Below are 23,661 nucleotides of genomic sequence, written 5' to 3'. Positions count from 1 at the left end.
GGTTTTCCCTCTAGTTTCGGGACTTTCCGCGAGGAGCCGCTGCTATGCTTTCGTCCAGATCGGTACACCGTCCGGCGGTCCGATCGCACATCCAACGGAGAAAACATGACCATGCCCGTGAACGCGCTATCGTCGGCGCTGCAACAGATGCAGGCGATGGCGGCGCAGGCGGCCGGCGACGCGACCCCGGCGGCGGAGCAATCCGGCGCGGCGACGCCCACCAACTTCGCGGCGGCGCTGAAGGCTTCGCTCGACAAGATCAGCGGCGACCAGCAGAAGGCGGTCGGCGAGTCGCAGGCGTTCGAGCTCGGCGCGTCGAGCGTCTCGCTGAACGACGTGATGGTCGACATGCAGAAGGCCAACATCGGCTTCCAGTTCGGCCTGCAGGTGCGTAACAAGCTGGTCGCCGCGTACAACGACATCGCGCAGATGTCGATCTGAGCGGGATCGCGCGTGTCCGCCTGAAGGGCTGCCTGAAGGACTGCCTGAAGGACCGCCTGAAGGTCCACACGAGTCCCGTCCGGCGATCCGGCACGCCGCTGCCGGCGCTTGCGCCGGCGGCTTCGTGCCGTGTTTCCGGTGCCCGCCCAGCGGCGCTTTCGATCCTCCTTACACCGGACTAAAGCTTTGTCGTCGCGCATCCGATAACCAAATTACAGGTCAGCGACCGGCGCGTCGACGCGCCGCGCGGCCACGCCACGACTTAACCGCAGCCAGTATAAGAGGAGGAGCGCCGATGTTTTCCCAAGGGCACGCTGGAGCCAACGCGTATGCGCGTGTCGGTATCGAGACATCCGTGATGGGCGCAAGTCCGCATCGTCTGATCGTGTTGCTGTACCAGGGCGCACGCCAGGCGATCGCGCAAAGCCGCATGCATTTGCAGCAGGGCAACGTGGCCGAGCGTGGCATGGCGATCAGCAAGGCGATCCGGATCATCGAAAGCGGGCTGCAGCAGTCGCTCAACCTCGAGGTGGGCGGCGAAATCGCCGAACGGCTCAACGCTTTGTACGACTATATGGCGCGTCGACTGTTGCAAGCCAATATCAATCAGAGCGAGGCGATGCTCGTGGAAGTGGACCGTCTGCTCGCGACGCTCGAAGAGGCATGGATCGGGATAGCCCCGGAGATCGCGCGGATGGCAGCACAGCCAGCCGCGGAAAGCCTGAGATGACATCGAACGCAGAATATTTTGCCCGCTACGAGGCGATCGCGGCGCTGTCCTGCCGCATGCTGATGGCGGCCCGTCGTGCACTGTGGAACGACCTGGTGCACTTGCAGGAAGAGTATCGGCAGCTGGTCGAAGCGCTGCGCGAAGCCGACGTGGGCGTCAAGCTCGACGAGGCCGAACGCCTGCGCAAGTACGCGCTGATCCGCCAGATCCTCGCCGACGACGCCGCGATCCGCGACCTCGCGAATCCGCGCATGGCGCATCTGTCGGCGCTGTTCGCCGGCCGGTCGACGCGCGTGCTGAAGGAGTTGTACGGGGCGCGCTGAGCGCGAGCGGGCGCGCGCGTGAGCGGGCGCCACGCCGCACGCGTCTGAAGGATCGGAGCAATCAGAGCATCGCGCGCGTTGCCGCCGATGCGACCAAGGAACCGGCATGAACGGAATCGATTCGGCCCTCGCTTCGGTGCTGTCGAGCCGGATCGACAGCCTGCTCAGCATCGCGCCGGGAACCGCGACCACCTCGCAGACCGGCGCGGCCGGCGTCGATACCGCGGTTCCCGCGGCGCCTGCGAACGTGACGCCCGCGCCCCAGCCGTCCGCGCAAACCGCGCTGTCGGCCGTCGCGCTGACGCTGAATGCGATTGCGCACTCAGGCGGCGAGGCCACACCGGCGGTGCTCGGCCGCGCGCCGATCTGGGCGGCCGCGCCGGCGCTCGACGTCGCCATCGAAAGCTTGCCGCTGACCGATGCGGCGGGCGCCGCGACAGTCAATTTCGCTGCCGACGATTCCGCTGCTGCTGCCAGCACCAACACCAATCCCAACGCTGCCGCCAACGCAACCGCGGCCGCCACCGCGAGCGTGGCGGCGACCGAAGTGCCGGTCGCGGCGCTCGCGGCCGCGCTGCAACAGACGGTCGCCGACAGCGGCCTGTTCTACGAGGCGCATCTCGCGGCGTGGCTGGTCGGCCAGCGTTCGCCGGCCCAACTGGCGAACGAGGCGCAGAACCAGCTCGTCGCAGATTCTCAATTGCCTCCCGACTGGAGCGCCGACGCTGGCGACGCGGGCGCGCGGTCCGCTGCGGCGAACGGAGCCCCCGAGGCAACGCCACGCGGCACGGCGAACGTTGCCGAGAACAACCCTGCCATGCACGCGACGCCGTCGATCCTGACCGCGCAGGCCGCGCGACTCGTCGCGGGCGAGCTGCTGGCCAGCTCGGTGTCCGACCTGAATGGCCAGTCCACACACGCGGGGCTGCACAGCGCGGTGTCCCAGGCGGCCGATGCCGGCTCGTCGCAGAGCGCGCAGGCGATGGCGGCGGCGGTGCATCCGGCGACGGTGCCGCTCGTGCGCCAGCAGCTCGATCTGCTTGCGACCGGACAGTTCCGCTGGACCGGCGAGGCGTGGCCCGGCGCGCGTCTGGACTGGACGATCGAGCAGGATGGCGACGAATGGGACCGCAGCGGCGGCGGCCTCGCGAGCGAGGACGACCAGCCGTGGCGCACGCGCCTGACGCTGTCGCTGCCGACGCTCGGCACCGTCGATGCCGAACTGACGCTGACCGGCACGCGGCTGGCCGCGCGCGTGCAGGCGAGCCCGCGGGGCGCCGCGCGGCTCGCGATGCAGGGGGACGATTTCCGTCAGCGGCTCGCGGCGGCGGGGCTCGAGTTGCAGGGATTGACGATTCGCGAGATCGGCGGCGGTGTGCCTGGTACTACCGCGGCGGGCACCTCGGCGGCGGGTGCGCAGGCCGCGAGCGCGTATGCACGGTCGGCGTCGGCGGCTGTGGCCACGTCGACGGCGTCGGCGTCGGGCGCCGCATCGCGCGACGACCTCGATTGGGATATCTGATGAGCCGCACCCAACGTCGCAGCGCGGCCGCGCTTGTTTATGACGCTCATGGCGGCGAGCCCGCCCCGCGTCTGGTCGCCAAGGGGTATGGGCTGCTCGCTGAGATGATCGTGCAGCGCGCGAAGGAGGCAGGGCTCTATGTGCATGAGGCGCCCGAGATGGTGTCGCTGCTGATGCAAGTCGATCTGGATGCGCGGATTCCACCGCAGCTTTATCAGGCTGTCGCCGAGTTGCTGGCCTGGTTGCATCGGCTCGAGAGTGGGGCCGATGCTGAGACGGGCAATGGCGCTGGCGCGCCGGATGTGGTTGATGTTGTTGCTACTGATGTGCCTGGCGGTGCTAGTACTGTGGATAACTGAAGGTGTGTGTTTGCCCTTTGGCAGGGCGGGGCGCTTTTTTGTCGTTGTTCTGGCTTTGTTGGCCTTTCCTTGCTTTGTTATCGGTCTATTAGCGTTGCCCCTGTGCGGGGCGGCACCTACTTTCTTTGCTGCTGCAAAGAAAGTAGGCAAAGAAGACAGCTCAAACCGCAAGCTTATAAGCGGGTCCCCTGGCTTGGAAGGGGTAGTGGTGCATCTGGAATCCGGGCCCCCGCACATTCCCCGTTCGTGACAAAGCCATCATCCCTCCCACTCCGCACTACGTGCGTCGCGGACGGGTCTGCCAGGGAAACCAATGGTTTGGCCCGCGCAGCGGGGGCCGTCGGCTGCGCCTCGGCGATGCGCCGAAACAACCGGTGGGTTTTGAACGGGGTTTCGGCGCGCGTAGCGCCGCCGGAAGAATGACTGCCTTGTCACTGGCGCGGAATGTGCGGGAGCACGGATTCCAGATGCACCACTACCTCATGCAGACCGAGGGACCCGCTTAAGAGTTGGCGGTTTTAGCTGTCTTCTTTGCCTACTTTCTTTGCAGCAGCAAAGAAAGTAGGTGCCGCCCCGCACAGGGGCAACGCTAATAGATCGATAAGACAACAAGGAAAGGCCAACACCGCAAAGAACAAAGACAAAAAAAGGCCTCACCCCGCCCAGGGGCTAAATCAGAATCTCATCATCAACTTCAACACCGCGTTCACGCGTCTCCCGTACGGTGGCGAAATCAACCCGCGCGCATTCAAGCGCGCCTGCACGAGCACGGGCTTCATCTTGGAAAAAGTAACGAACCCCTCGTACCCGTGGTACGCCCCCATCCCACTCGCCCCGACCCCGCCGAACGGCAAACTCTCACATGCCAGATGCATCAGCGTCTCGTTAACCGCCATGCCGCCGGCGATCGTTTCATGCGTGACACGCTCAACCGTCCGCGCATCGTCGGCATAGAGATAAAGCGCCAGCGGCCGCGGCCGCGCATTGATCCACGCGATCGCGTCGTCGAGCGTGTCGTACGGCACGAGCGGCAACAGCGGCCCAAAAATCTCCTCCTGCATCAGCGCGCATTCGTCCGGCGCGCCAGTCACGGCGATCAGCGGAAAGCGCCGGCTCCCGGCATCGGGCGTCGCGTTGGTCAGCGCATGCAATTGCGCGCCCGCAGCCCGCGCTTCGTCGGCGAGACGTTCGAGCCGCTCGAAGTGCCGCGAAGAAATGATCGACGTGTAATCCGGGTTCTGCGCGAAGTCCGGATACATCCTCGCCATCCGCACGCGCGCCCGTTCGATGAACGCCTGCTCCTTGCCGCGCGGCACCAGCACGTAGTCGGGCGCCACACAGGTCTGCCCCGCGTTCAGGGTCTTGCCGGCGATCAGATTGTCGACCGCGTTGTCGAAACGCGCATGCGCGCCGATCAGCGCCGGCGACTTGCCGCCGAGTTCGAGCGTGACCGGCGTCAGATGCTCGGCCGCCGCGCGCATCACTTCGTGACCGACCTTCGTCGAGCCGGTGAACAGCAGATGATCGAACGGCAGCGCGCTGAACGCGGCCGCGAGCGCCGCATCGCCGTTGACGACCGCGACGTGAGTGCGCGCGAACGTCTGACCGATCAGCAGCTCGAATAGCGCCGAGGTGCGCGGCGTCAGCTCGGACATCTTGATGATCGCGCGATTGCCGGCCGTCAGCGCGCTGATCAACGGGCCGACCGCGAGCAGCACCGGATAATTCCACGGCACGATGATGCCGACCACGCCGAGCGGCTGCGGCACCACCTTCGCGCGCGCCGGCAGCAGCCACTTGTTGGTGCGGCGGCGCTGCGCTTTCATCCAGCGCTTGCCGTGACGCAGCGCGGCGTCGATCTCTTCCTTCACGAGCAGGAATTCGGCGAGCAGCACTTCTTCCTTCGCGCGATTGCCGAAGTCCGCGTGCATCGCGTCGGCGAGCGCATCGCGATTGTCGAGCATCAGCTTGCGCAGCGCACGCAGATGCGTCGCACGCGTGTCCCACGACGGATAGGGCGCGCGCAGATACGCATGACGTTGATCGCGCAACAGTGCTTGGAGCGCGGCGACCTCCGGCACATCGTTCTTCATGTGAGTCCACTCCCAGATGGATGACCGTGCGCGTCGAGCGCGCTTATCTTGGTTTGAGGTTGAGTCGGAGTTGCGAGCGGTGCGCTCGGGGTTTGCGCGCCCGCCGCGTTTACCCGGGAAAGGCGCGCTTGACGATCGCCGCGTGATCGAACGTGGCCGGCAGCGTGCCGTACACGCGGCCGCTTTCGCCGCAGCCGTCGGCGAGACGCGTCGCGATGAACGCGTCGGCGACCCCGGCGGGCGCGTGCTGCGCGAGCAGCGTCGCCTGCGCGATCAGCACGATCTGCTGCGCGATACGTCGCGCCGACGCCTCGCGCGGTTCGGCCGGTCCGTTCAGCGTCGCGGCGAGACGCGCGAGCGCCGCGCCCAACGCCGGATGCGCGCGCGCGACGTCCTGCCAGGCGGCGAACAGCGCTTGCGCGGCCTGCGGCTCGCGCTCCATCGCGCGCAGCACGTCGAGGCACATCACGTTGCCCGAGCCTTCCCAGATCGAGTTGACCGGCGCCTCGCGATAGAAGCGCGCCATCGGCCCGGTTTCGACGTAGCCGTTGCCGCCCCAGACTTCCATCGCCTCGCCGGTGAATTCGAGCGCGCGCTTGCAGACCCAGTACTTCGCGGCAGGCGTAACGATGCGCCGCCAGGCGCGTTCGGCCGATGAAGCCGACGACGCGTCGGCGGATTCCTCGAACGCGCGCGCGAGACGCATGAACAGCACCGTAGCCGCTTCGGATTCGAGCGCGAGATCGGCGAGCACGTTGCGCATCAGCGGCTGCTCGGCAAGGTGCCGGCCGAACGCGCTGCGATGCCGCGCATGATGGACCGCCTGCACGAGCGCGGCACGCATCAGCGCGGCGCTGCCGATCACGCAGTCGAGCCGCGTGTAGCTCGCCATTTCGATGATGGTCGGCACGCCGCGTCCTTCGTCGCCGATCATCACACCGTACGCGTCGAGAAATTCGACTTCGCTGCTTGCGTTGGAGCGATTGCCGAGCTTGTCCTTCAGACGCTGGATCTGCACCGCGTTCTTGCTGCCGTCCGGCGCGAAGCGCGGCACGAAAAAGCATGACAGTCCCTCGTGCGTGTCGGTGCGCGCGAGCACCAGATGGGCGTCGCACTGCGGCGCCGAGAAGAACCATTTATGACCGACGAGCCGGTAGGCGCCGCCCCGTCCGCCGGCACCGTCGAACGCATGGGCGCGCGTGCGGTTGCTGCGCACGTCGGAGCCGCCCTGTTTCTCGGTCATGCCCATGCCGATCATCGCCGAGCGCTTTTGCGTGAGCGGCACGTCGCGCGGATCGTGCTCGCGTGTGTACAACTGGTCGCGCAGCGTATCGAACAACGTGGATTCGCGCTGCAACACCGGAATGCTCGCGAATGTCATCGTCAGTGGGCACAGCGAGCCGGATTCGATTTGCGCATGCATGAAGTAGCCGGCGCAGCGCGCGGCCATCGCGCCGCTTCGCGGCTCGGCGAACGGCAGCGCGTGTAGCCCTTCGCGGCGCAGCAGCGCGAGCAGTTCATGCCACGCGGGATGGAACTCGAGCGCGTCGATGCGCTCGCCGCGCGGACTATGCGTGACCAGCTCCGGCGTATGGCGGTTGGCGAGCTCCGCGAGCGCGAGCGTGTCGGGCGTCGTCAGCGTCGCGCCGTGTCGCAGCAGCGCCTCGCGATGCCAGCTCGCGCCGTCGCGATCGACGGCCGCGCTCAAAGCGGCGTCGCTCGAGAACAGGTTGTAGTCCGCGAGCGGCGGTGCCTGATTCGTCACTTCGTGAGTCTGGCCGAAGCCGTGCCGTTCCATCTGCTGTCTCCTTGCTTTCGCTATTGTGCGCCGCTTCGCCGACGGCATCCCCGATGCGCTTTGTCGCATCTGTTCGAGCGCCGCGCGTGATGCCGCATGCCGGAAGGAGGGCGCGCGTCGCGCCATGTTTGGAAGCCGCGCGCGGGCCGTACGCGCCTTTCATCATAGGGGCGCGTTGCCGCCGGCGTTTAGAGGAATCGTTCTGTCAGGGAGCCGCCGCAGCCCCAATACGCTCCCTACAATGCGCAGAAAACACACGTAGACAAGTGTGCACGAGACAGGGTCCGCGAGCAACGCGGCCCATCAGGAGGAGCGCATGCAATACGACTACATCATCGTCGGTGCGGGCTCGGGCGGCTGCACGCTCGCGAGCCGTCTCGCGGATAGCTGTCCCGACGCGACCATCGCGCTGATCGAGGCCGGTCCGCATACCGGGCGCAATCTGTTGGTGAACATGCCGGTCGGCGTCGCGGCCGTGGTGCCGAACAGACTGAAGACCAACTACGGCTACCTGACCACGCCGCAGCCGGGGCTCGCCGGTCGCCAGGGCTATCAGCCGCGCGGACGCGGTTTCGGCGGATCGAGCGCGATCAACGCGATGATCTACACGCGCGGCCATCCGCTCGATTACGACGAGTGGGCGCGGCTCGGCTGCGACGGCTGGTCGTGGGCCGAGGTGCTGCCGTATTTTCGCCGCGCCGAAGACAACGAGCGCGGCGCCGATGCGTGGCATGGCGAGGCCGGTCCGCTGACCGTGTCCGATCTGCGCTTCAGGAATCCGTTTTCCAGGCGCTTCGTGCAGGCCGCGCTCGAAGCGGGCTACAAAGCGAACGACGACTTCAACGGCGCGGATCAGGAAGGCATCGGCTTCTATCAGGTCACGCAACGTGACGGGCGCCGTTGCAGCGTCGCGCGCGCGTACATCTACGACCGGCCGCGCGCGAATCTGCACACGATGGCCGACGCGACCGTGCTGCGCGTCGTGTTCGACCGCAAGCGCGCGAGCGGCGTCGAAATCGTGCGCGGCGGCCGCACCGAAACGCTCGCGGCGCGCGCCGAGGTCGTGCTCGCCGCTGGGGCGTTCAACTCGCCGCAACTGTTGATGTGCTCGGGCATCGGGCCGGCCGCGCATCTGCGCTCGCTCGGCATCGACGTGCTTCACGATGCGCCCGAGGTCGGCCAGAACCTGATCGATCACATCGATTTCACGATCAACAAGCGCGTGAGGTCGATCGAGCCCACCGGTTTTTCGGTGCGCGGCATCGCGCGGATGCTGCCGCAATTCGTGACCTTCATGCGCCACGGGCGCGGCATGCTGTCGAGCAACGTCGCCGAGGCGGGCGGTTTTCTGAAGAGCCGGCCGACGCTCGCGCGGCCCGATCTGCAACTGCATTTCTGCGCGGCGATCGTCGACGATCACAACCGCCATATGCACTGGGGCCACGGCTATTCGCTGCATGTATGCGTGCTGCGTCCGCATAGCCGCGGCACCGTGACGCTCGCAAGCGCCGATGCGCGTGTCGCGCCGCTGATCGATCCGCGCTTTCTGAGCGATGCGCGCGATCTCGATCTGCTCGTCGAGGGCGCGAAGATGGCGCGGCGCATTCTCGGCGCGCCGTCGCTCGCGCTGCACGGCGGCGAGGAGTTGTACACGCGGCCAGGGCAATCGGATGCGGAACTGCGCCAGACGATCGCCGAGCGCGCGGACACGATCTATCACCCGGTCGCGACCTGCCGGATGGGCGGCGACGCGCGCTCGGTCGTCGATCCGCAATTGCGCGTGCGCGGCGTGACGGGGTTGAGGATCGTCGATGCGTCGGTCATGCCGACCCTGATCGGCGGCAACACCAATTCGCCGACGGTGATGATCGGCGAACGGGCGGCGGAGTTGATCGCGACGAGCCGGCGAGACGGAGCGGGGAGGTCGGCGACGGTGACGCCCCCGAACCCAGGTGACATGCCGGCGCAGGCGGTTTGATCGCCGTTTGCAAGGAGGTCGGCAAACGCGAGCGGCGTAACGCGGCCGGCGGCCGGCCGCCGCCCGTCACTCGCCTGAGGGTGGCAGAGCTCCTTGCGGCGCTGTGATTCCGTTAAAGCCGATCCCCGGTCCGAGTATGAAATCGTCGCTGGCGTGTGTCGGCAGCGTTTCGCGCGCGACGTCGAGCCACGCGCGCGCCGCGTGCGACAGATAGCCGTTGCGGCGCCAGCCGATCGCCATTTCCCACGGGATCTCCGGTTCGACGACCGGGCGGCAGGTGAACTGCGCGGGATCGAGCCGCCGGCAATAGGGCGCGGGCAGCAGCGCGATGCCGACGCCAGCCAGCACCAGCGCCGCCATGAAGTCCCAATGCGCGCTGCGTCCGACGATCGCGGGCGCAAATCCCGCCGCGCGACACGCGTTCAACACGACGTCGTTCAGCGCGAGGCTTTCGCCGTAAAACACGAACGGCTCATCGGCGAGTTGGGCGAGCGGCACCTCGTTCAACGCATCCCAGCGCGAGCCGGCGCGCGCGACGAGCCACAACAGCTCGCGCGACATCGGCAGCACGTCGATGTTGTCGGGGTCGACCGGCTGCAGCACACCGCCCAGTTCCAGTTCACCGTTGATCAGCGCGGCTTCGATCGCGCGCGAGCCCTGCTCGAACAGCTTCAGCTCGATCTTCGGATAGCGCTGGCGGAACGCGGCGATTGCGGGGGTGAAGAGCGCACCGCCCATCGGTGGAATGCCGATTGCCAGTTCACCGCGCCCGAGCGTGTCGAGATCGTTCAGCTCGGCCTGCAGTTGCGCGTGCGCGGCGAGCACGTCCTGGCCGCGCTGATAGACGATCCGGCCCACGTCGGTGAGAACCATCTGGCGGCCGTCGCGCAGCAGCAGCGGCGAGCCGATTTCGTCTTCCAGCGACTTGACCATCTTGCTGATGGTCGGCTGCGTGACGAACATCTGCTCAGCGGCGACGGTGAAGCTTTGCCGACGGACCACTTCGACGAAATAGCGCAGCGCGCGGAGTTCCATGAGCGTGGTCTCCAGAATTCCAGTTCGGAATGGTTTCGATGATTGTAAGTCATTTTATTTATGGCGCGGCGGGCCCCATACTAAATGCCTTCCACGCCAGCCAGGGGATGTCATGTCCGCGCCAGTTTTCACCCGTTCCGCCCGTCCCGCCGGTGGCGGCTCAAGTGGAGACGCGGGTGGCTTCGGCCGTGTCGCACGCATCGCCGTGCAAAGCGCCGCGATCGCGGCGCTCTGGATCGGCGCCGATTTCATCGTGCGGCGGCTCCATCTGCCGGTGCCGGGCGGCGTGGTCGGCCTCGTCGCGCTGCTCGCGCTGCTGTTCTGCGGAGGTATCGCGCCGCGCTGGGTCAAGGCCGGCGCGGACTGGCTGCTGTCCGACATGCTGCTGTTCTTCATTCCGGCGGCGGTCGCCGCCGTGCAATACGGCGGCCTGTTCCGCGCGGACGGCTGGCGCCTCGCGCTAGTGGTGATCGCCGGCACCCTGATGGTGATGGTCGCGGTGGCGTTCGCTGTCGATCAGGCCGCGCGCGTCGAACGGCGTTTCGCGCTGCGCCGCGTGCGGGTTGCGCGTAAGGCAGGCAGTCTGTCGCACGAGCGCCGATGAACCCGCTCCCGTTCGCTTCGCTGTTGGCCGACGACGCCGCGCGCCTGATCGCGGCCGGCTGCCTCGTGCTGACGATCGCGCTGTACTTCGCGTCGAAGGCGCTGTATGCGCGCGTGCGCTCGCCGTGGCTCACGCCGATGCTGACGGTGCCGGCCGCGCTCGTCGCGATCGTCGTACTCGCGCACATTCCGTATTCGCTTTACTTCGAGGACACACGCTGGCTGATGTGGCTGCTCGGCCCCGCGACGGTCGCGTTCGCCGTGCCGATCTACGAGTACCGCGCACTGTTGAAGCGCCACTGGATCTCGCTGTCCGTCGGCGTGACGGTGGGCATTCTGGTCGGCGTCGGCGGCTCGCTGATGCTCGCGAAGTTGCTGCACCTGTCGCCGGACTTGCAGCGCAGCCTGATGACGCGTTCGGTGTCGACGCCATTCGCGCTCGCCGTGTCCGACAGGATTCACGCGCCGAAGGACCTGACCGCGCTGTTCGTGATCGCGACCGGCGTCTGCGGCATGCTGTTCGGCGAAATCGTGCTCGCGTTCGTGCCGCTGCGCACGCGGCTCGCGCGCGGCGCGCTGTTCGGTGCGGCCGCGCACGGCGTCGGCACCGCGAAGGCACGCGAGCTCGGCAGCGAGGAGGGCGTGGTGTCCAGCCTGACGATGATGATCGCCGGCGTCGCCATGGTGCTGCTCGCGCCGATGCTGGGGCTGCTGCCGATCTGAACCAGCGCGCTGCCGCACCATCCGGCACGCGCCGAAGTCATCTCGATTTGCTACAATCGCCGTTCGTCTTCGAGGAGCGTTGCGACGGGTACCGCGAATCCGCATTCGCCGGCCGCCCGCCAGGCTCGAAGGCTTCAATTGGCAGCATGGAATGCGCATCGCGCGAATCCGAACGCTGCCTCAAACCGCGCTCACGTCACATTTCTAGTCAATTTCTTAGAAAGGAGGGCGTGATGAACGCCGCAGTCATCGATTCCCAGAAGCTGGATTACGTTGTCGCCGACATGTCGCTCGCCGCTTGGGGCCGCAAGGAACTCACGATCGCCGAGACCGAAATGCCCGGCCTCATGCAGACCCGTGATGAGTACAAGGCGCAGCAGCCGCTGAAGGGCGCGCGCGTCGCCGGCTCGCTGCACATGACGATCCAGACCGGCGTGCTGATCGAGACGCTGACCGCGCTCGGCGCGGACGTACGCTGGGCCTCGTGCAACATCTTCTCGACTCAGGACCATGCCGCCGCCGCGATCGCGCAGGCCGGCACGCCGGTGTTCGCGTTCAAGGGCGAATCGCTCGATGAATACTGGGAGTTCTCGCACCGCATTTTCGAATGGCCGAACGGCGAGTTCGCCAACATGATCCTCGACGACGGCGGCGACGCGACGCTGCTGCTGATCCTTGGCTCGAAGGCCGAGAAAGACCGCTCGGTGATCGCCAGGCCGACCAACGAAGAAGAAGTCGCGCTGTACAAGTCGATCGCCGCGCACCTCGAGATCGACCCGACGTGGTACTCGAAGCGCCTCGCGGCGATCAAGGGCGTCACCGAAGAAACCACCACCGGCGTGCACCGTCTGTACCAGATGGAGAAGGAAGGCCGCCTGCCGTTCCCGGCCATCAACGTCAACGACTCGGTCACGAAGTCGAAGTTCGACAACCTGTATGGCTGCCGCGAGTCGCTCGTCGACGGCATCAAGCGCGCGACCGACGTGATGATCGCGGGCAAGATCGCGGTCGTGGCCGGTTACGGCGACGTGGGCAAGGGCTGCGCGCAATCGCTGCGCGGTCTGGGCGCGACCGTGTGGGTCACCGAAATCGATCCGATCTGCGCGCTGCAAGCGGCGATGGAAGGCTACCGCGTCGTGACGATGGAATACGCGGCCGACAAGGCCGACATCTTCGTGACCGCGACCGGCAACTACCACGTGATCAACCACGATCACATGAAGGCGATGCGTCATAACGCGATCGTCTGCAACATCGGCCACTTCGACTCGGAAATCGACGTCGCGTCGACCCGTCAGTACCAGTGGGAAAACATCAAACCGCAAGTCGACCACATCATTTTCCCGGACGGCAAGCGCGTGATCCTGCTGGCCGAAGGCCGCCTCGTGAACCTCGGCTGCGCGACGGGCCACCCGTCGTTCGTGATGTCGAACTCGTTCACGAACCAGACGCTCGCGCAGATCGAACTGTTCACGCAGGGCGCGAAGTACGAAAACAAGGTGTACGTGCTGCCGAAGCATCTCGACGAGAAGGTCGCGCGTCTGCATCTGGCGCGCATCGGCGCGAACCTGACCGTGCTGTCCGACGCGCAGGCCGGCTACATCGGCGTCGACAAGAACGGTCCGTTCAAGCCGAACCACTACCGCTATTAAGCACGCGGCCGTCCGCGGCTCGATGCGCGCGTTCGCGCGCCCGGCCACGCGGGCGGCGGTAAAAGCTTGACGGTCCGATCCCGGGGCGGCGCGCAATGCGCCGCTTTGTTCGCCAGCGCGGCTTTTCGTTTGCTGGACATCTTCTCCGCACAGGTGCTTACAAGGAGTTCTACATGACCGTGCTGCTGACCTGGCTCATCAACGCGCTCGCGCTGCTGATCATCACCTACATCGTTCCGTCGATCCATATCCGTAGTTTCGGTACCGCGCTGATCGTCGCGATCGTGCTCGGCCTCATCAATACGCTGCTGCGGCCGCTGCTGATCCTGCTGACGCTGCCCGTCACGATCCTCACGCTCGGACTCTTCATTCTGGTCGTCAATGCGCTGTGCTTCTGGCTGTGCGCGTCGCTGCTGAAGGGCTTCGAGGTGTCGGGCTTCTGGTCGGCGTTCTTCGGCTCGATCCTGTACAGCATCGTGTCGTGGCTACTGTCCGCGCTCATTTTCGGCAACCGCAGTCTCGGTTGACCTTTTTGACTATGAATCCGATCGAACTCTCATTCGAATTCTTCCCGCCGAAAACGCAGGAAGGCATCGACAAACTGCGCGCGACGCGCGCGGAACTCGTGTCGCTCAAACCGAAGTTCGTGTCCGTCACGTTCGGCGCCGGCGGCTCGACCCAGCAAGGCACGCTCGATACCGTCGTCGACATGGCGAAGGAAGGGCTCGAGGCGGCGCCGCATCTGTCGTGCATCGGCTCGTCGAAGGACAGCCTGCGCGCGATCCTCAACGAGTACCGCGCGTACGGCATCCGCCATATCGTCGCGCTGCGCGGCGATCTGCCCTCGGGCATGGGCGCGGTCGGCGAGCTGCGCTATGCGTCGGAGCTCGTCAGCTTCATCCGTGCCGAGTTCGGCGACTGGTTCTGGATCGAGGTGGCGGGCTATCCGGAATACCATCCGCAGTCGCGCTCGCCGCGTCACGATCTCGAAAACTTCGCGCGCAAGGTGAAAGCCGGCGCGAACTCGGCGATCACGCAGTACTTCTTCAACGCGGACGCGTACTTCCGTTTCGTCGACGATGCGCGCCAGCTCGGCGTCGACGTGCCGATCGTGCCCGGCATCATGCCGATCACGAACTTCTCGCAGCTGATGCGCTTCTCCGAAATGTGCGGCGCCGAAGTGCCGCGCTGGATCGCGCGCCGGCTAGAGAGCTTCGGCGACGACCGCGAGTCGATCCGCGCGTTCGGGCTCGACGTGGTGACGGCTCTGTGTCAACGGCTCCTCGACGCGAAAGTGCCGGGTCTGCACTTCTATACGCTGAACGCGGCCGCGTCGACCAAGGCGATCTGCGAACGGCTCGCCGTGTAATTGCGATGCCCGCGCGGCCGCAACGGCCGCGCGGTCCCCGCCAGTCTGGCATGGGTCGCAAATTTGTCCCAAATAGCGTGGTAAGTCCCTGTTGAAGCTCATTTTTGGGCTGTCTATCATCGAAACGCAGCTAACCCGGCTGCTGTGCGGAGGACGATATGACAGTGACAAGAAAGACTGCGACACACCGGCTGTTCGCGCTTCACCAGTTCTGCCTGCCGGCGCTCGCCGCGCTCGCGGTCGCCACGAGCGGCCTCGCGCCCGCCGCGTCGCAGGCGGCCACGCTGCCCGACAAGACGCTGGTGTTCTGCTTCGAAGGCAGCCCGGCGGGTTTCGATACCGCGCAATACACGACCAGCGTCGAATTCAGCGCCGGCTCGTACACGGTCTATAACCGGCTCGTCGAATTTGCGCATGGCAGCACGGACATCGAGCCAGGACTCGCCGAAAAGTGGGACGTGTCGCCCGACGGCCTCACCTATACGTTCCATCTGCGCCACGGCGTCAAATTCCAGACCACGTCGTACTTCAAGCCGACCCGCGAATTCAACGCGGACGACGTCGTGTTCACCTACGAACGCATGCTCGATCCCGAGAACCCGTTCCGCAAGGCGTATCCAGTCAATTTCCCGTATTTCAACGACCTCGGTCTCGCGAAGAACATCGCCAAAATCGAGAAGGTCGATCCGTACACGGTGCGCTTCACGCTGAAGGAAGTCGACGCGCCGTTCCTGCAGCAGATCGCGATGCCGTTCGCGTCGATCCTGTCGGCTGAATACACCGATCAGCTGCTGAAGGCGGGCAAGGCGTCCGACATCAACCAGTACCCGGTCGGCACCGGTCCGTTCATCTTCCGCAGCTATACGAAGGACGACACGATCCGCTTCGACGGCAATCCCGACTACTGGAAGCCGGGCGTCGCGAAGCTCGGCAAGCTGATCTTCGCGATCACGGTCGATCCGGCCGTGCGCCTGCAAAAGTTGAAGCGCGGCGAATGCCAGGTGATGTCCTATCCGCGCCCGGCCGACATCCCCACCGTGAAGGCCGATGCGTCGCTCGCGATGCCAAGCGAAGTGGGCTTCAACCTCGGCTATATCGCGTACAACACGACCAAAAAGCCGCTCGACAACGTCCTCGTGCGCCGCGCGCTCGACATGTCGGTCAACAAGAAGGCGATTATCGAAGCGGTCTACCAGGGCGCGGGCCAGCTCGCGACCAACCCGATGCCGCCGACGCAATGGGGTTACGACAAGAACCTGAAGGACGCGCCCTACGACGTCGACAAAGCGAAAGCGCTGCTGAAGCAGGCGGGCTACCCCGACGGCTTCGAGCTGACGCTGTGGGCGATGCCGGTACAGCGCCCGTATAACCCGAACGCGCGCCTGATGGCCGAAATGCTGCAGGCGGACTGGGCGAAGATCGGCGTCAAGGTGAATATCGTCACGTACGAATGGGGCGAGTACATTCGCCGCGCGCACGCCGGCGAGCATCAGGCGATGCTGATCGGCTGGACGGGTGACTACGGCGACCCTGACAACTGGCTCGGCGTGTTGCTTGGCTGCGACGCGGTCAACGGCAGCAACTTCTCGAAGTGGTGCTACAAGCCTTACGACGATCTGATCAAGCAGGGCCGCAGCACCACCAACATGGCCGATCGCACCAAGGCTTATACGCAGGCGCAGGAGATCTTCAAGGACCAGGTGCCGTTCACGCCGATCGCGCATTCGACCGTCTATCAGCCGATCAGCAAGAACGTGACGGGCTTCAAGATCGATCCGTTCGGGCCGACGCAATTCCTGGGGGTTGGGGTGAAATAAGCGGGCGCGGCGCGTTTTTTTGCGCCGCATTCGTCGCCGGGCGGCTCGAATGAGCCCGCCCGGCCCGTGACAAAACCGTGGCAAAACGTTTGCACGAAGTGTTTCCTGTCGTCAACAGAGGGATTTTGCTCCGCTTGGTAGCCGGCCCAAGCTCAAGTAATATCCCGCTACGCCGGCGCAAGCCGGCCCTGAACCTGGAGGAAACATGAAGCAAAACAATCTGTTGCGCGTCGCGCGTAGGTCCACGCTCGTCGCTGCCGCAGCGGCATCCCTGCTTGGCGTCACGAGCGCGCAGGCCGCTGGGATCCCGAACAAAACCCTCGTTTACTGCTCGGAAGGCAGTCCCGCGGGTTTCGATCCGGCCCAATACACGACGGGCGTCGACTTCACGGCCAACACGTTCACCGTCTATAACCGCCTCGTCGAGTTCGAACGCGGCGGCACCAAGGTCGAGCCCGGCCTCGCGGAGAAGTGGGACGTGTCGCCCGATGGCAAGACCTACACGTTCCATCTGCGTCATGGCGTGAAGTTCCAGACCACCTCGTTCTTCAAGCCGACGCGCGAATTCAACGCGGACGACGTGGTCTTCTCGTTCCAGCGCATGCTCGACCCGAACCAGCCGTTCCGCAAGGCGTATCCGGTGCAGTTCCCGTACTTCACCGACATGGGCCTCGACAAGCTGATCACGAGCGTCGAGAAGGTCGACCCGTACACGGTCAAGTTCACGCTGAAGGAAGTCAACGCGCCGTTCATCCAGAATCTGGCGATGGAATACGCGTCGATCCTGTCGGCTGAATATGCGGATCAGCTGCTCAAGGCAGGCAAGGCCGCCGACATCAATCAGTACCCGGTCGGCACCGGTCCGTTCATCTTCCGCAGCTACACGAAGGACGCGACGATCCGCTTCGACGGCAATCCCGACTACTGGAAGCCGGGCGCGGTGAAGATCTCGAAGCTGATCTTCTCGATCACGCCGGATGCCGGCGTGCGCGTGCAGAAGATCAAGCGCGACGAATGCCAGGTAATGAGCTATCCGCGCCCGGCCGACATCGCGCCGCTGAAGGCCGAGCCGAACATCGACATGCCGTCGCAACCGGGCTTCAACCTCGGCTATCTCGCGTACAACGTGACGCACAAGCCGGTCGACAAGCTCGAAGTGCGTCAGGCGCTCGACATGGCGATCAACAAGAAGGCGATCATCGAGTCGGTCTACCAGGGCGCGGGCCAGTTGGCCACGAACCCGATGCCGCCGACGCAATGGTCGTTCGTCAAGAACTTGCCGGCCGCCTCGTACGATCCGGCCAAGGCGAAGGATCTGCTCGCGAAGGCGGGCTACCCGAACGGCTTCGACCTCACGCTGTGGGCGATGCCGGTGCAGCGCGCGTACAACCCGAACGCGCGTCTGATGGCGGAAATGATCCAGGCGGACTGGGCGAAGATCGGCGTGAAGGCGAAGATCGTCACGTACGAATGGGGTGAGTACATCAAGCGCGCGCACGCGGGCGAAGACGACACGATGCTGATCGGCTGGACCGGCGACAACGGCGATCCGGACAACTGGCTCGGCACGCTGCTCGGCTGCGAGGCGATCAACGGCAACAACTTCTCGAAGTGGTGCTACAAGCCGTTCGACGATCTGATCCAGAAGGGCCGCACGACTTCGGACGTGGCGACGCGCACGAAGATCTACGGCGAAGCGCAATATATTTTCGCGCAGCAACTGCCGTTCTCGCCGATCGCGCACTCGACCGTCTATCAGCCGGTCAGCAAGAAGGTGGTCGACATGCGCATCGAACCGCTCGGCTACGCGCGCTTCGACGGCGTCAGCGTCAAGTAATCCGTAAAGTTCAAAAAGTACGCCGCAACACAGTACACTTTTCGCACGGTTAGAAAACTGGTCGAAATGGTCCGGCGACCGGGGTCACGAGCCCTCGTCGCCGGTTGCGTTTTTTCATCACCAGTACCATGGGAGCGAACCATGTTCCGCTTCGTTTTGCGCCGCATCGGCATGGTGATACCGACATTCATCGGCATCACGATCCTCGCGTTCGCGCTGATTCACCTGATCCCGGGCGACCCCATCGAAGTGATGATGGGCGAGCGCGGCGTCGATCCGGCCATGCATGCGGCCGCGATGCACCGCCTCGGGCTCGACGAGCCCTTGCCAATGCAGTACTTCCACTACATCGTGCGCGCCGTGCACGGCGACCTCGGCACTTCGATCATCACCAACACGAGCGTGATGGGCGAATTCCTCGCGCGCTTTCCCGCCACCGTCGAACTGTCGTTCTGCGCGATGCTGTTCGCGCTGATCGTCGGCCTGCCGGCGGGCGTGTTCGCGGCGCTGAGGCGCGGCACGGTGGTCGATCACGGCGTGATGGGCACCGCCCTGACCGGCTACTCGATGCCGATCTTCTGGTGGGGCTTGATCCTCATCATGGTGTTCTCGGTCAAGCTCGGCTTGACGCCGGTGTCGGGCCGCATCGCGGTCGAATACGACATTCCGCACGTGACCGGTTTCATGCTGATCGACTCGCTGATGTCCACCGACGAAGGCGCGTTCAAATCCGCGCTCAGTCACCTGATCCTGCCCGCGATCGTGCTCGGCACGATTCCGCTCGCGGTCGTCGCGCGCATGACGCGCTCGTCGATGCTCGAAGTGCTGCGCGAGGACTACATCCGCACAGCGCGCGCGAAGGGGCTCTCGCCGGGACGCGTGATCGTCGTGCATGCGCTGCGCAATGCGCTGATTCCGGTCGTCACCGTGATCGGCCTGCAGGTCGGCACACTGCTTGCGGGCGCGGTGTTGACCGAAACGCTGTTTTCATGGCCGGGCATCGGCAAGTGGCTGATCGACGCGATCGGCCGGCGCGATTATCCGGTCGTGCAGGGCGGTATCCTGTTGATCGCCACGCTGGTGATCGTCGTGAACCTCGTCGTCGATCTGCTGTACGGCGTGCTCAACCCGCGCATTCGCCATACGAGGTAAATCACGATGGCTGACATTCAAAACACCGTCCCCCAAGCGGTTACCCCGCCGAGCGGCCGCGGCATCGCGGCACGCGAATTCTGGGCGAACTTCTCGCGCAACCGCGGTGCGGTCGGCGCGGGCATCATCGTGCTGGTGCTGGTCTTCATCGCGATCTTCGCGCCGCTGATCGCGCCGCACAGCCCGATCGAGCAATACCGCGACTCCGTGAAGATCCCGCCGGCATGGCTCGACGGCGGCAACTGGAAGTTCATTCTCGGGACCGACGAAGCGGGCCGCGACATCCTTTCGCGTCTGATGTACGGCGCGCGGCTGTCGTTCTGGATCGGCTTCGTCTCGGTGGTCCTCGCGCTGATTCCGGGCGTCGTGCTCGGCCTCGTCGCCGCGTTCTTCGAGAAATGGGCCGACACCCCGATCATGCGCATCATGGACGTGCTGCTCGCGCTGCCGTCGCTGCTGCTCGCGGTCGCGGTGGTCGCGATCATCGGTCCGGGTCTCGTCAACACGATGCTCGCGATCGCGATCGTCGCGCTGCCGGGCTACGTGCGTCTGACGCGCGCGTCCGCCCAGGGCGAGTTGCAGAAGGAGTATGTGACCGCTTCACGCGTCGCGGGTGCGAGCACGTTGCGGCTGATGTTCTCGCAGGTGCTGCCGAACTGCACCGCGCCGCTGATCGTGCAGGCAACCCTTGGCTTTTCGTCGGCGATTCTCGATGCCGCCGCGCTCGGCTTCCTCGGCCTCGGCGTGCAGCCGCCGTCGGCGGAGTGGGGCGCGATGCTCGCGTCGGCGCGCGATTACATCGACAGCGCATGGTGGATCGTCACGATGCCCGGCCTGTCCATCCTGATCTCGGTGCTTGCGATCAACCTGCTCGGCGATGGGCTGCGCGACGCGCTCGACCCCAAACTGAAACGGATGGCCTGACCATGAGCAACTTACTGACCATCCGCAATCTCGTGGTCAACTTCGGTGGCCTGCCCGCGGTCGACCGCATCAATCTCGACGTCGCGCCGGGCGAAGTGGTCGGCGTGGTGGGCGAATCGGGCTCGGGCAAGAGCGTGACGATGATGGCGCTGATGGGCCTGATCGACGCGCCCGGCAAGGTTACCGCCGACGAAATCACGTTCGACGGCAAGAACCTGCTGAAGGCTTCCGCGAGGGAACGCCGCAAGATCATCGGCAAGGACATCGCGATGGTGTTCCAGGACGCGCTGACGAGCCTGAACCCGAGCTACACGGTCGGCTATCAGATCAAGGAAGTGCTGAAGCTGCACGAGGGCCTGCGCGGCGGCGCGCTAGACAAACGCGCGCTCGAACTGCTCGACCAGGTCGGCATTCCGGACGCGAAGAACCGCATCGGCTCGTTTCCGCATCAGATGTCGGGCGGCATGAACCAGCGCGTGATGATCGCGATGGCGATCGCCTGCAACCCGAAGCTGCTGATCGCCGATGAGCCGACCACCGCGCTCGACGTGACGATCCAGGCGCAGATCATGGAATTGCTGATGCGCCTGCAGAAGGAACGCGGCATGGCGCTCGTGCTGATTTCGCACGATCTGGCCGTGGTGTCCGAGGTCGCGCAGCGCGTCGCCGTGATGTACGCGGGCGAGGTGATCGAGACGAACAAGGTGCCGGACATCTTCGCCGCGCCTCATCATCCGTACACGGAAGCACTGTTGGCCGCGATTCCCGAGCACAACGTCGGCGCGGTGCGGCTCGCGGCGCTGCCGGGCATGGTGCCGGGCCGCGACGACCGGCCCAAGGGGTGCCTGTTCGCGCCGCGCTGCAAGTACGTGGTCGACGACTGCATGAAGGCCCGCCCCGCGCTCGCGCCGCTGCCCGCGCACGCCGAGCTCACGCGCGTGCGTTGCATCAAGCCGCTGAACCTCGATAAGGACGCCAACGTTCACACGCAAGGAGGCGCCCGATGAGCGCAGTACCCGAAACCCGTCGCCAGTCGGATCGTACTGGCGATCACGTGCTCGTCGCCGACCAGCTCGCGCGCTACTACACGGTCAAGCGCGGCATGTTCGCGCACGGCACGGTGAAGGCGCTGAACGGCGTGTCGTTCGCGCTCGACCGCGGCAAGACGCTGGCGGTAGTCGGCGAGTCCGGCTGCGGCAAGTCGACTCTCGCGCGTCAGCTGACGATGATCGAAACGCCGAGCGCGGGCCGCCTGCTGATCGACGGCGAGGACGTGGCCGGCGCGAATCACGAGAAGATCGCGGCGCTCAGGCGCCGCGTGCAGATGGTGTTCCAGAACCCGTTTGCGTCGCTCAATCCGCGCAAGACCGTCGAGCAGACGCTCGGCGAACCGCTCGCGATCAACACGCAGATGAGCGCGACCGAGCGCGCCGAGCGCATCGCGCAGATGATGCGCACGGTCGGCCTGCGGCCCGAGCACGCGAAGCGCTATCCGCACATGTTCTCCGGCGGCCAGCGTCAGCGTGTGGCGATCGCGCGCGCGATGATCCTCGATCCGCAGATCGTGGTCGCCGACGAACCGGTCTCGGCGCTCGACGTCTCGATCCAGGCGCAGATCCTGAACCTGTTCATGGACCTGCAGGACGAGTTCAAGACGAGCTACGTGTTCATCTCGCACAACCTGTCGGTGGTCGAGCATATCGCCGACGACGTGATGGTCATGTACTTCGGCGGCGTCGCTGAACTCGGCGACAAGCAACGCATCTTTTCGAAGCCGCGCCATCCGTACACGCGCGCGCTGATGTCGGCGACCCCGTCGATCTTCGAGGCCGACCGCACGATCAAGATCAAGCTGCAAGGCGAAATGCCGTCGCCGCTGAATCCGCCGTCGGGCTGCACGTTCCATCAGCGCTGCCCGTACGTGATCGACCGCTGCCGCAGCGAGGAGCCGAAGCTGCGAGAAGTGGATGGCCGCCTGGTCTCCTGTCACCGCGCTGAAGAGGTGGGGGACGTGGATGCCTGATGTGGTGGCGGCGCGTCGTCTTGCGCGCCGCTTGTGTGAGGGCGGCTGGATAGCCGCCTTCGCGCGGCGCCGCGGGGCGCGTGCGCTGGGAGGCGCCGCGCCCTGCGGCGCATTTGCTGGAAGGTTCGCCGGCAAGTTTTTTCGCACGTTTCTCTGCGCGTTTGTTCACGTGCTCGCGCGCGCCTTTTTCTCCGTATTTCTTCCCGCGTCGCTGTCCGCTTTATTTCGCGTAGGCTGCGCGCTGTCGGTCGGCGCGGCCGTACCCTGCATCGCTCACGCGGCCGGCGCGGCGGCCAAGGCACCAGCCCAGGCGGCCCGTCCTGCCGTCACGGTGCCAGCTACGCCACCGCCGTCGATTGCGCCGCCTCCGGTCCCCGGCACCACCGCGAGCGGACCGGTGCGTCTGCAACCGGCGCGCATGCCGTTCTATGTCGCGACGCGCGGCAGTACGACGATCTACGTGCTCGGCACGCTGCACGTCGGCGATCCCGCCGACTATCCGGCGGGGCAGCCGTTCCGCGCGCCGATCCTCGCGGCGCTCGCCGCGTCGCCGACGCTCGCGCTCGAACTGTCGCCCGACGAGCTGCTGGTGTCGCAGGACGACGTGTCGAAGTACGGCGTGTGCAAGCACGACTGCCTGCCGGGTCTGCTGCCCGAGCCGCTGTGGCACAAGCTCGCGTTGCGGTTGCGCGGCAACCCGGCCGCGCTCGATGCGATCAAAAAGATGCGGCCGTGGCTCGCGTCGCTGGTGGTCGAGACCTACGACTCGCTGTCCGCGGGTCTGCAAACGGAATACGGCACCGAAGCGCAGTTGCAGAACGTCTATCTGAAGACGCGCGGCAAGATCGTCGGACTCGAAACGCTCGCGCAACAGATGCGCGCGTTCACCGGACTGTCGGCCGCGCAGCAGCGGGAGATGCTCGCGCAGGATCTGGTGCAGACGCCCGCGCAGAACGTCGAGGACGTGCGCACGCTGCACCGGCTGTGGCGGGTCGGCGATGCCGATGCGATCGCCGCGTGGCAGGCTGCCAAATCGGAGAAGCTCGCGCGCGACCCGCGCGTCTCCAATTCGATCGACAACCGGATCGTCTACGAGCGCAATCGCCGCTTCGTCGCGAGAATGTTGCAGCTCGCCGCGCCGAACAAGCCGCTGTTCGTCGCGATCGGCGCATTGCATCTGGGTGGGCCGAAGGGCGTGCTGCAGTTGTTGCGGCAGCACGGCTTCGTGGTCGAGGCGAGTTGATCGGCGCAAGACCGTTTGCGTCTGCTCACATCCCGGTTG

The 23,661-nt window shown here is 65.6% G+C and carries 21 protein-coding genes and 1 riboswitch; of the genes, 18 read left to right on the top strand and 3 right to left on the bottom strand.

Features of this window, described 5'->3' with window-relative positions:
• Positions 1 to 105: 105 nt before the first annotated feature.
• The 5 genes from fliE (at position 106) to OKW26_RS33105 (ending at position 3,375) form a co-directional block, all read left to right on the top strand.
• Positions 106 to 441 (top strand): flagellar hook-basal body complex protein FliE, encoded by a 336-nt coding sequence (gene fliE, locus OKW26_RS33125; RefSeq protein WP_429356294.1) that lies wholly within the window; start codon positions 106 to 108, stop codon positions 439 to 441.
• A gap of 295 nt (positions 442 to 736) precedes the next feature.
• The gene (fliS, locus tag OKW26_RS33120) at positions 737 to 1,171 is read left to right on the top strand and encodes a flagellar export chaperone FliS (RefSeq protein ID WP_090802543.1); all 435 of its coding nucleotides are present in this window, start codon (positions 737 to 739) and stop codon (positions 1,169 to 1,171) included.
• Positions 1,168 to 1,494, top strand: a complete 327-nt coding sequence (locus OKW26_RS33115) for a flagellar protein FliT (protein WP_090802544.1) — start codon at positions 1,168 to 1,170, stop codon at positions 1,492 to 1,494. The genes fliS and OKW26_RS33115 overlap by 4 nt, the downstream gene beginning before the upstream one ends.
• Before the next feature lie 106 nt (positions 1,495 to 1,600).
• On the top strand, positions 1,601 to 3,016 hold the full coding sequence (locus tag OKW26_RS33110) for a flagellar hook-length control protein FliK (RefSeq protein ID WP_429356293.1): 1,416 nt from the start codon (positions 1,601 to 1,603) through the stop codon (positions 3,014 to 3,016).
• Positions 3,016 to 3,375 carry an EscU/YscU/HrcU family type III secretion system export apparatus switch protein gene (locus tag OKW26_RS33105; protein ID WP_429356292.1) on the top strand — a complete coding sequence of 120 codons (360 nt, stop codon included), beginning with the start codon at positions 3,016 to 3,018 and terminating at the stop codon, positions 3,373 to 3,375. The genes OKW26_RS33110 and OKW26_RS33105 overlap by 1 nt, the downstream gene beginning before the upstream one ends.
• 674 nt (positions 3,376 to 4,049) lie before the next feature.
• On the opposite strand, the gene OKW26_RS33100 is transcribed toward OKW26_RS33105, so the two are convergent.
• Complete coding sequence (locus OKW26_RS33100) at positions 4,050 to 5,468, bottom strand: coniferyl aldehyde dehydrogenase (protein ID WP_090802550.1); 1,419 nt, start codon at positions 5,466 to 5,468, stop codon at positions 4,050 to 4,052.
• A 109-nt stretch (positions 5,469 to 5,577) separates the two neighbouring features.
• Positions 5,578 to 7,266, bottom strand: a complete 1,689-nt coding sequence (locus OKW26_RS33095; protein WP_429356291.1) for an isovaleryl-CoA dehydrogenase — start codon at positions 7,264 to 7,266, stop codon at positions 5,578 to 5,580.
• Positions 7,267 to 7,582: 316 nt separating this feature from the next.
• Here OKW26_RS33095 and OKW26_RS33090 point away from each other — a divergent pair, with 316 nt between their 5' ends.
• Positions 7,583 to 9,244: a GMC family oxidoreductase gene (locus tag OKW26_RS33090; protein ID WP_429356290.1), complete on the top strand. Its 1,662-nt coding sequence runs from the start codon at positions 7,583 to 7,585 to the stop codon at positions 9,242 to 9,244.
• Positions 9,245 to 9,310: 66 nt separating this feature from the next.
• Here the strand turns inward: OKW26_RS33090 and OKW26_RS33085 are convergent, their stop codons facing one another.
• A complete protein-coding gene (locus tag OKW26_RS33085) occupies positions 9,311 to 10,279 on the bottom strand; it encodes a LysR substrate-binding domain-containing protein (RefSeq protein WP_429356289.1) in 969 nt (322 codons plus the stop codon).
• A gap of 112 nt (positions 10,280 to 10,391) precedes the next feature.
• Between OKW26_RS33085 and OKW26_RS33080 the strand changes: the two genes are divergently transcribed.
• The 12 genes from OKW26_RS33080 to OKW26_RS33025 all read left to right on the top strand — a co-directional run bounded on the left by OKW26_RS33080 (position 10,392) and on the right by OKW26_RS33025 (position 23,622).
• Complete coding sequence (locus tag OKW26_RS33080) at positions 10,392 to 10,883, top strand: CidA/LrgA family protein (RefSeq protein WP_429356288.1); 492 nt, start codon at positions 10,392 to 10,394, stop codon at positions 10,881 to 10,883.
• Positions 10,880 to 11,605 (top strand): LrgB family protein, encoded by a 726-nt coding sequence (locus OKW26_RS33075; RefSeq protein WP_429356287.1) that lies wholly within the window; start codon positions 10,880 to 10,882, stop codon positions 11,603 to 11,605. The genes OKW26_RS33080 and OKW26_RS33075 overlap by 4 nt, the downstream gene beginning before the upstream one ends.
• 65 nt (positions 11,606 to 11,670) lie before the next feature.
• Positions 11,671 to 11,805, top strand: a riboswitch (S-adenosyl-L-homocysteine riboswitch).
• A gap of 33 nt (positions 11,806 to 11,838) precedes the next feature.
• Positions 11,839 to 13,257 (top strand): adenosylhomocysteinase, encoded by a 1,419-nt coding sequence (gene ahcY, locus OKW26_RS33070; protein WP_184065849.1) that lies wholly within the window; start codon positions 11,839 to 11,841, stop codon positions 13,255 to 13,257.
• A gap of 173 nt (positions 13,258 to 13,430) precedes the next feature.
• On the top strand, positions 13,431 to 13,784 hold the full coding sequence (locus OKW26_RS33065; RefSeq protein ID WP_090805530.1) for a phage holin family protein: 354 nt from the start codon (positions 13,431 to 13,433) through the stop codon (positions 13,782 to 13,784).
• Between the two features lie 11 nt (positions 13,785 to 13,795).
• Positions 13,796 to 14,626 carry a methylenetetrahydrofolate reductase [NAD(P)H] gene (metF, locus tag OKW26_RS33060; RefSeq protein WP_184035098.1) on the top strand — a complete coding sequence of 277 codons (831 nt, stop codon included), beginning with the start codon at positions 13,796 to 13,798 and terminating at the stop codon, positions 14,624 to 14,626.
• A 158-nt stretch (positions 14,627 to 14,784) separates the two neighbouring features.
• Positions 14,785 to 16,443 (top strand): ABC transporter substrate-binding protein, encoded by a 1,659-nt coding sequence (locus OKW26_RS33055; protein ID WP_429356286.1) that lies wholly within the window; start codon positions 14,785 to 14,787, stop codon positions 16,441 to 16,443.
• A 205-nt stretch (positions 16,444 to 16,648) separates the two neighbouring features.
• Entirely contained in the window at positions 16,649 to 18,280 is a 1,632-nt protein-coding gene (locus OKW26_RS33050; RefSeq protein ID WP_429356285.1) for an ABC transporter substrate-binding protein, read from the top strand.
• 141 nt (positions 18,281 to 18,421) lie between these two features.
• On the top strand, positions 18,422 to 19,432 hold the full coding sequence (locus tag OKW26_RS33045) for an ABC transporter permease subunit (protein ID WP_090802564.1): 1,011 nt from the start codon (positions 18,422 to 18,424) through the stop codon (positions 19,430 to 19,432).
• 6 nt (positions 19,433 to 19,438) lie between these two features.
• A complete protein-coding gene (locus OKW26_RS33040; protein ID WP_090802566.1) occupies positions 19,439 to 20,356 on the top strand; it encodes an ABC transporter permease subunit in 918 nt (305 codons plus the stop codon).
• A gap of 2 nt (positions 20,357 to 20,358) precedes the next feature.
• On the top strand, positions 20,359 to 21,363 hold the full coding sequence (locus tag OKW26_RS33035; protein ID WP_429356284.1) for an ABC transporter ATP-binding protein: 1,005 nt from the start codon (positions 20,359 to 20,361) through the stop codon (positions 21,361 to 21,363).
• On the top strand, positions 21,360 to 22,379 hold the full coding sequence (locus OKW26_RS33030; protein ID WP_090802569.1) for a peptide ABC transporter ATP-binding protein: 1,020 nt from the start codon (positions 21,360 to 21,362) through the stop codon (positions 22,377 to 22,379). The genes OKW26_RS33035 and OKW26_RS33030 overlap by 4 nt, the downstream gene beginning before the upstream one ends.
• Positions 22,372 to 23,622 carry a TraB/GumN family protein gene (locus OKW26_RS33025; protein ID WP_429357150.1) on the top strand — a complete coding sequence of 417 codons (1,251 nt, stop codon included), beginning with the start codon at positions 22,372 to 22,374 and terminating at the stop codon, positions 23,620 to 23,622. Before OKW26_RS33030 ends, OKW26_RS33025 begins: the two co-directional genes overlap by 8 nt.
• Positions 23,623 to 23,661: the final 39 nt, after the last annotated feature.

This window comes from Paraburkholderia sp. 32, assembly GCF_050435345.1.
GTDB lineage: Bacteria > Pseudomonadota > Gammaproteobacteria > Burkholderiales > Burkholderiaceae > Paraburkholderia > Paraburkholderia tuberum.
The sequence above is the reverse complement of the archived record's forward strand: the minus strand, read 5'-3'. Positions and strand labels throughout refer to the sequence as shown.

Excerpts from the sequence above, each read along its gene's own strand:
- fliE (WP_429356294.1), top strand. The coding sequence starts at position 106 with ATGACCATGCCCGTGAACGCGCTATCGTCGGCGCTGCAACAGATGCAG.
- fliS (WP_090802543.1), top strand. The coding sequence starts at position 737 with ATGTTTTCCCAAGGGCACGCTGGAGCCAACGCGTATGCGCGTGTCGGT.
- OKW26_RS33115 (WP_090802544.1), top strand. The coding sequence starts at position 1,168 with ATGACATCGAACGCAGAATATTTTGCCCGCTACGAGGCGATCGCGGCG.
- OKW26_RS33110 (WP_429356293.1), top strand. The coding sequence starts at position 1,601 with ATGAACGGAATCGATTCGGCCCTCGCTTCGGTGCTGTCGAGCCGGATC.
- OKW26_RS33105 (WP_429356292.1), top strand. The coding sequence starts at position 3,016 with ATGAGCCGCACCCAACGTCGCAGCGCGGCCGCGCTTGTTTATGACGCT.
- OKW26_RS33100 (WP_090802550.1), bottom strand. The coding sequence starts at position 5,468 with ATGAAGAACGATGTGCCGGAGGTCGCCGCGCTCCAAGCACTGTTGCGC.
- OKW26_RS33095 (WP_429356291.1), bottom strand. The coding sequence starts at position 7,266 with ATGGAACGGCACGGCTTCGGCCAGACTCACGAAGTGACGAATCAGGCA.
- OKW26_RS33090 (WP_429356290.1), top strand. The coding sequence starts at position 7,583 with ATGCAATACGACTACATCATCGTCGGTGCGGGCTCGGGCGGCTGCACG.
- OKW26_RS33085 (WP_429356289.1), bottom strand. The coding sequence starts at position 10,279 with ATGGAACTCCGCGCGCTGCGCTATTTCGTCGAAGTGGTCCGTCGGCAA.
- OKW26_RS33080 (WP_429356288.1), top strand. The coding sequence starts at position 10,392 with ATGTCCGCGCCAGTTTTCACCCGTTCCGCCCGTCCCGCCGGTGGCGGC.
- OKW26_RS33075 (WP_429356287.1), top strand. The coding sequence starts at position 10,880 with ATGAACCCGCTCCCGTTCGCTTCGCTGTTGGCCGACGACGCCGCGCGC.
- ahcY (WP_184065849.1), top strand. The coding sequence starts at position 11,839 with ATGAACGCCGCAGTCATCGATTCCCAGAAGCTGGATTACGTTGTCGCC.
- OKW26_RS33065 (WP_090805530.1), top strand. The coding sequence starts at position 13,431 with ATGACCGTGCTGCTGACCTGGCTCATCAACGCGCTCGCGCTGCTGATC.
- metF (WP_184035098.1), top strand. The coding sequence starts at position 13,796 with ATGAATCCGATCGAACTCTCATTCGAATTCTTCCCGCCGAAAACGCAG.
- OKW26_RS33055 (WP_429356286.1), top strand. The coding sequence starts at position 14,785 with ATGACAGTGACAAGAAAGACTGCGACACACCGGCTGTTCGCGCTTCAC.
- OKW26_RS33050 (WP_429356285.1), top strand. The coding sequence starts at position 16,649 with ATGAAGCAAAACAATCTGTTGCGCGTCGCGCGTAGGTCCACGCTCGTC.
- OKW26_RS33045 (WP_090802564.1), top strand. The coding sequence starts at position 18,422 with ATGTTCCGCTTCGTTTTGCGCCGCATCGGCATGGTGATACCGACATTC.
- OKW26_RS33040 (WP_090802566.1), top strand. The coding sequence starts at position 19,439 with ATGGCTGACATTCAAAACACCGTCCCCCAAGCGGTTACCCCGCCGAGC.
- OKW26_RS33035 (WP_429356284.1), top strand. The coding sequence starts at position 20,359 with ATGAGCAACTTACTGACCATCCGCAATCTCGTGGTCAACTTCGGTGGC.
- OKW26_RS33030 (WP_090802569.1), top strand. The coding sequence starts at position 21,360 with ATGAGCGCAGTACCCGAAACCCGTCGCCAGTCGGATCGTACTGGCGAT.
- OKW26_RS33025 (WP_429357150.1), top strand. The coding sequence starts at position 22,372 with ATGCCTGATGTGGTGGCGGCGCGTCGTCTTGCGCGCCGCTTGTGTGAG.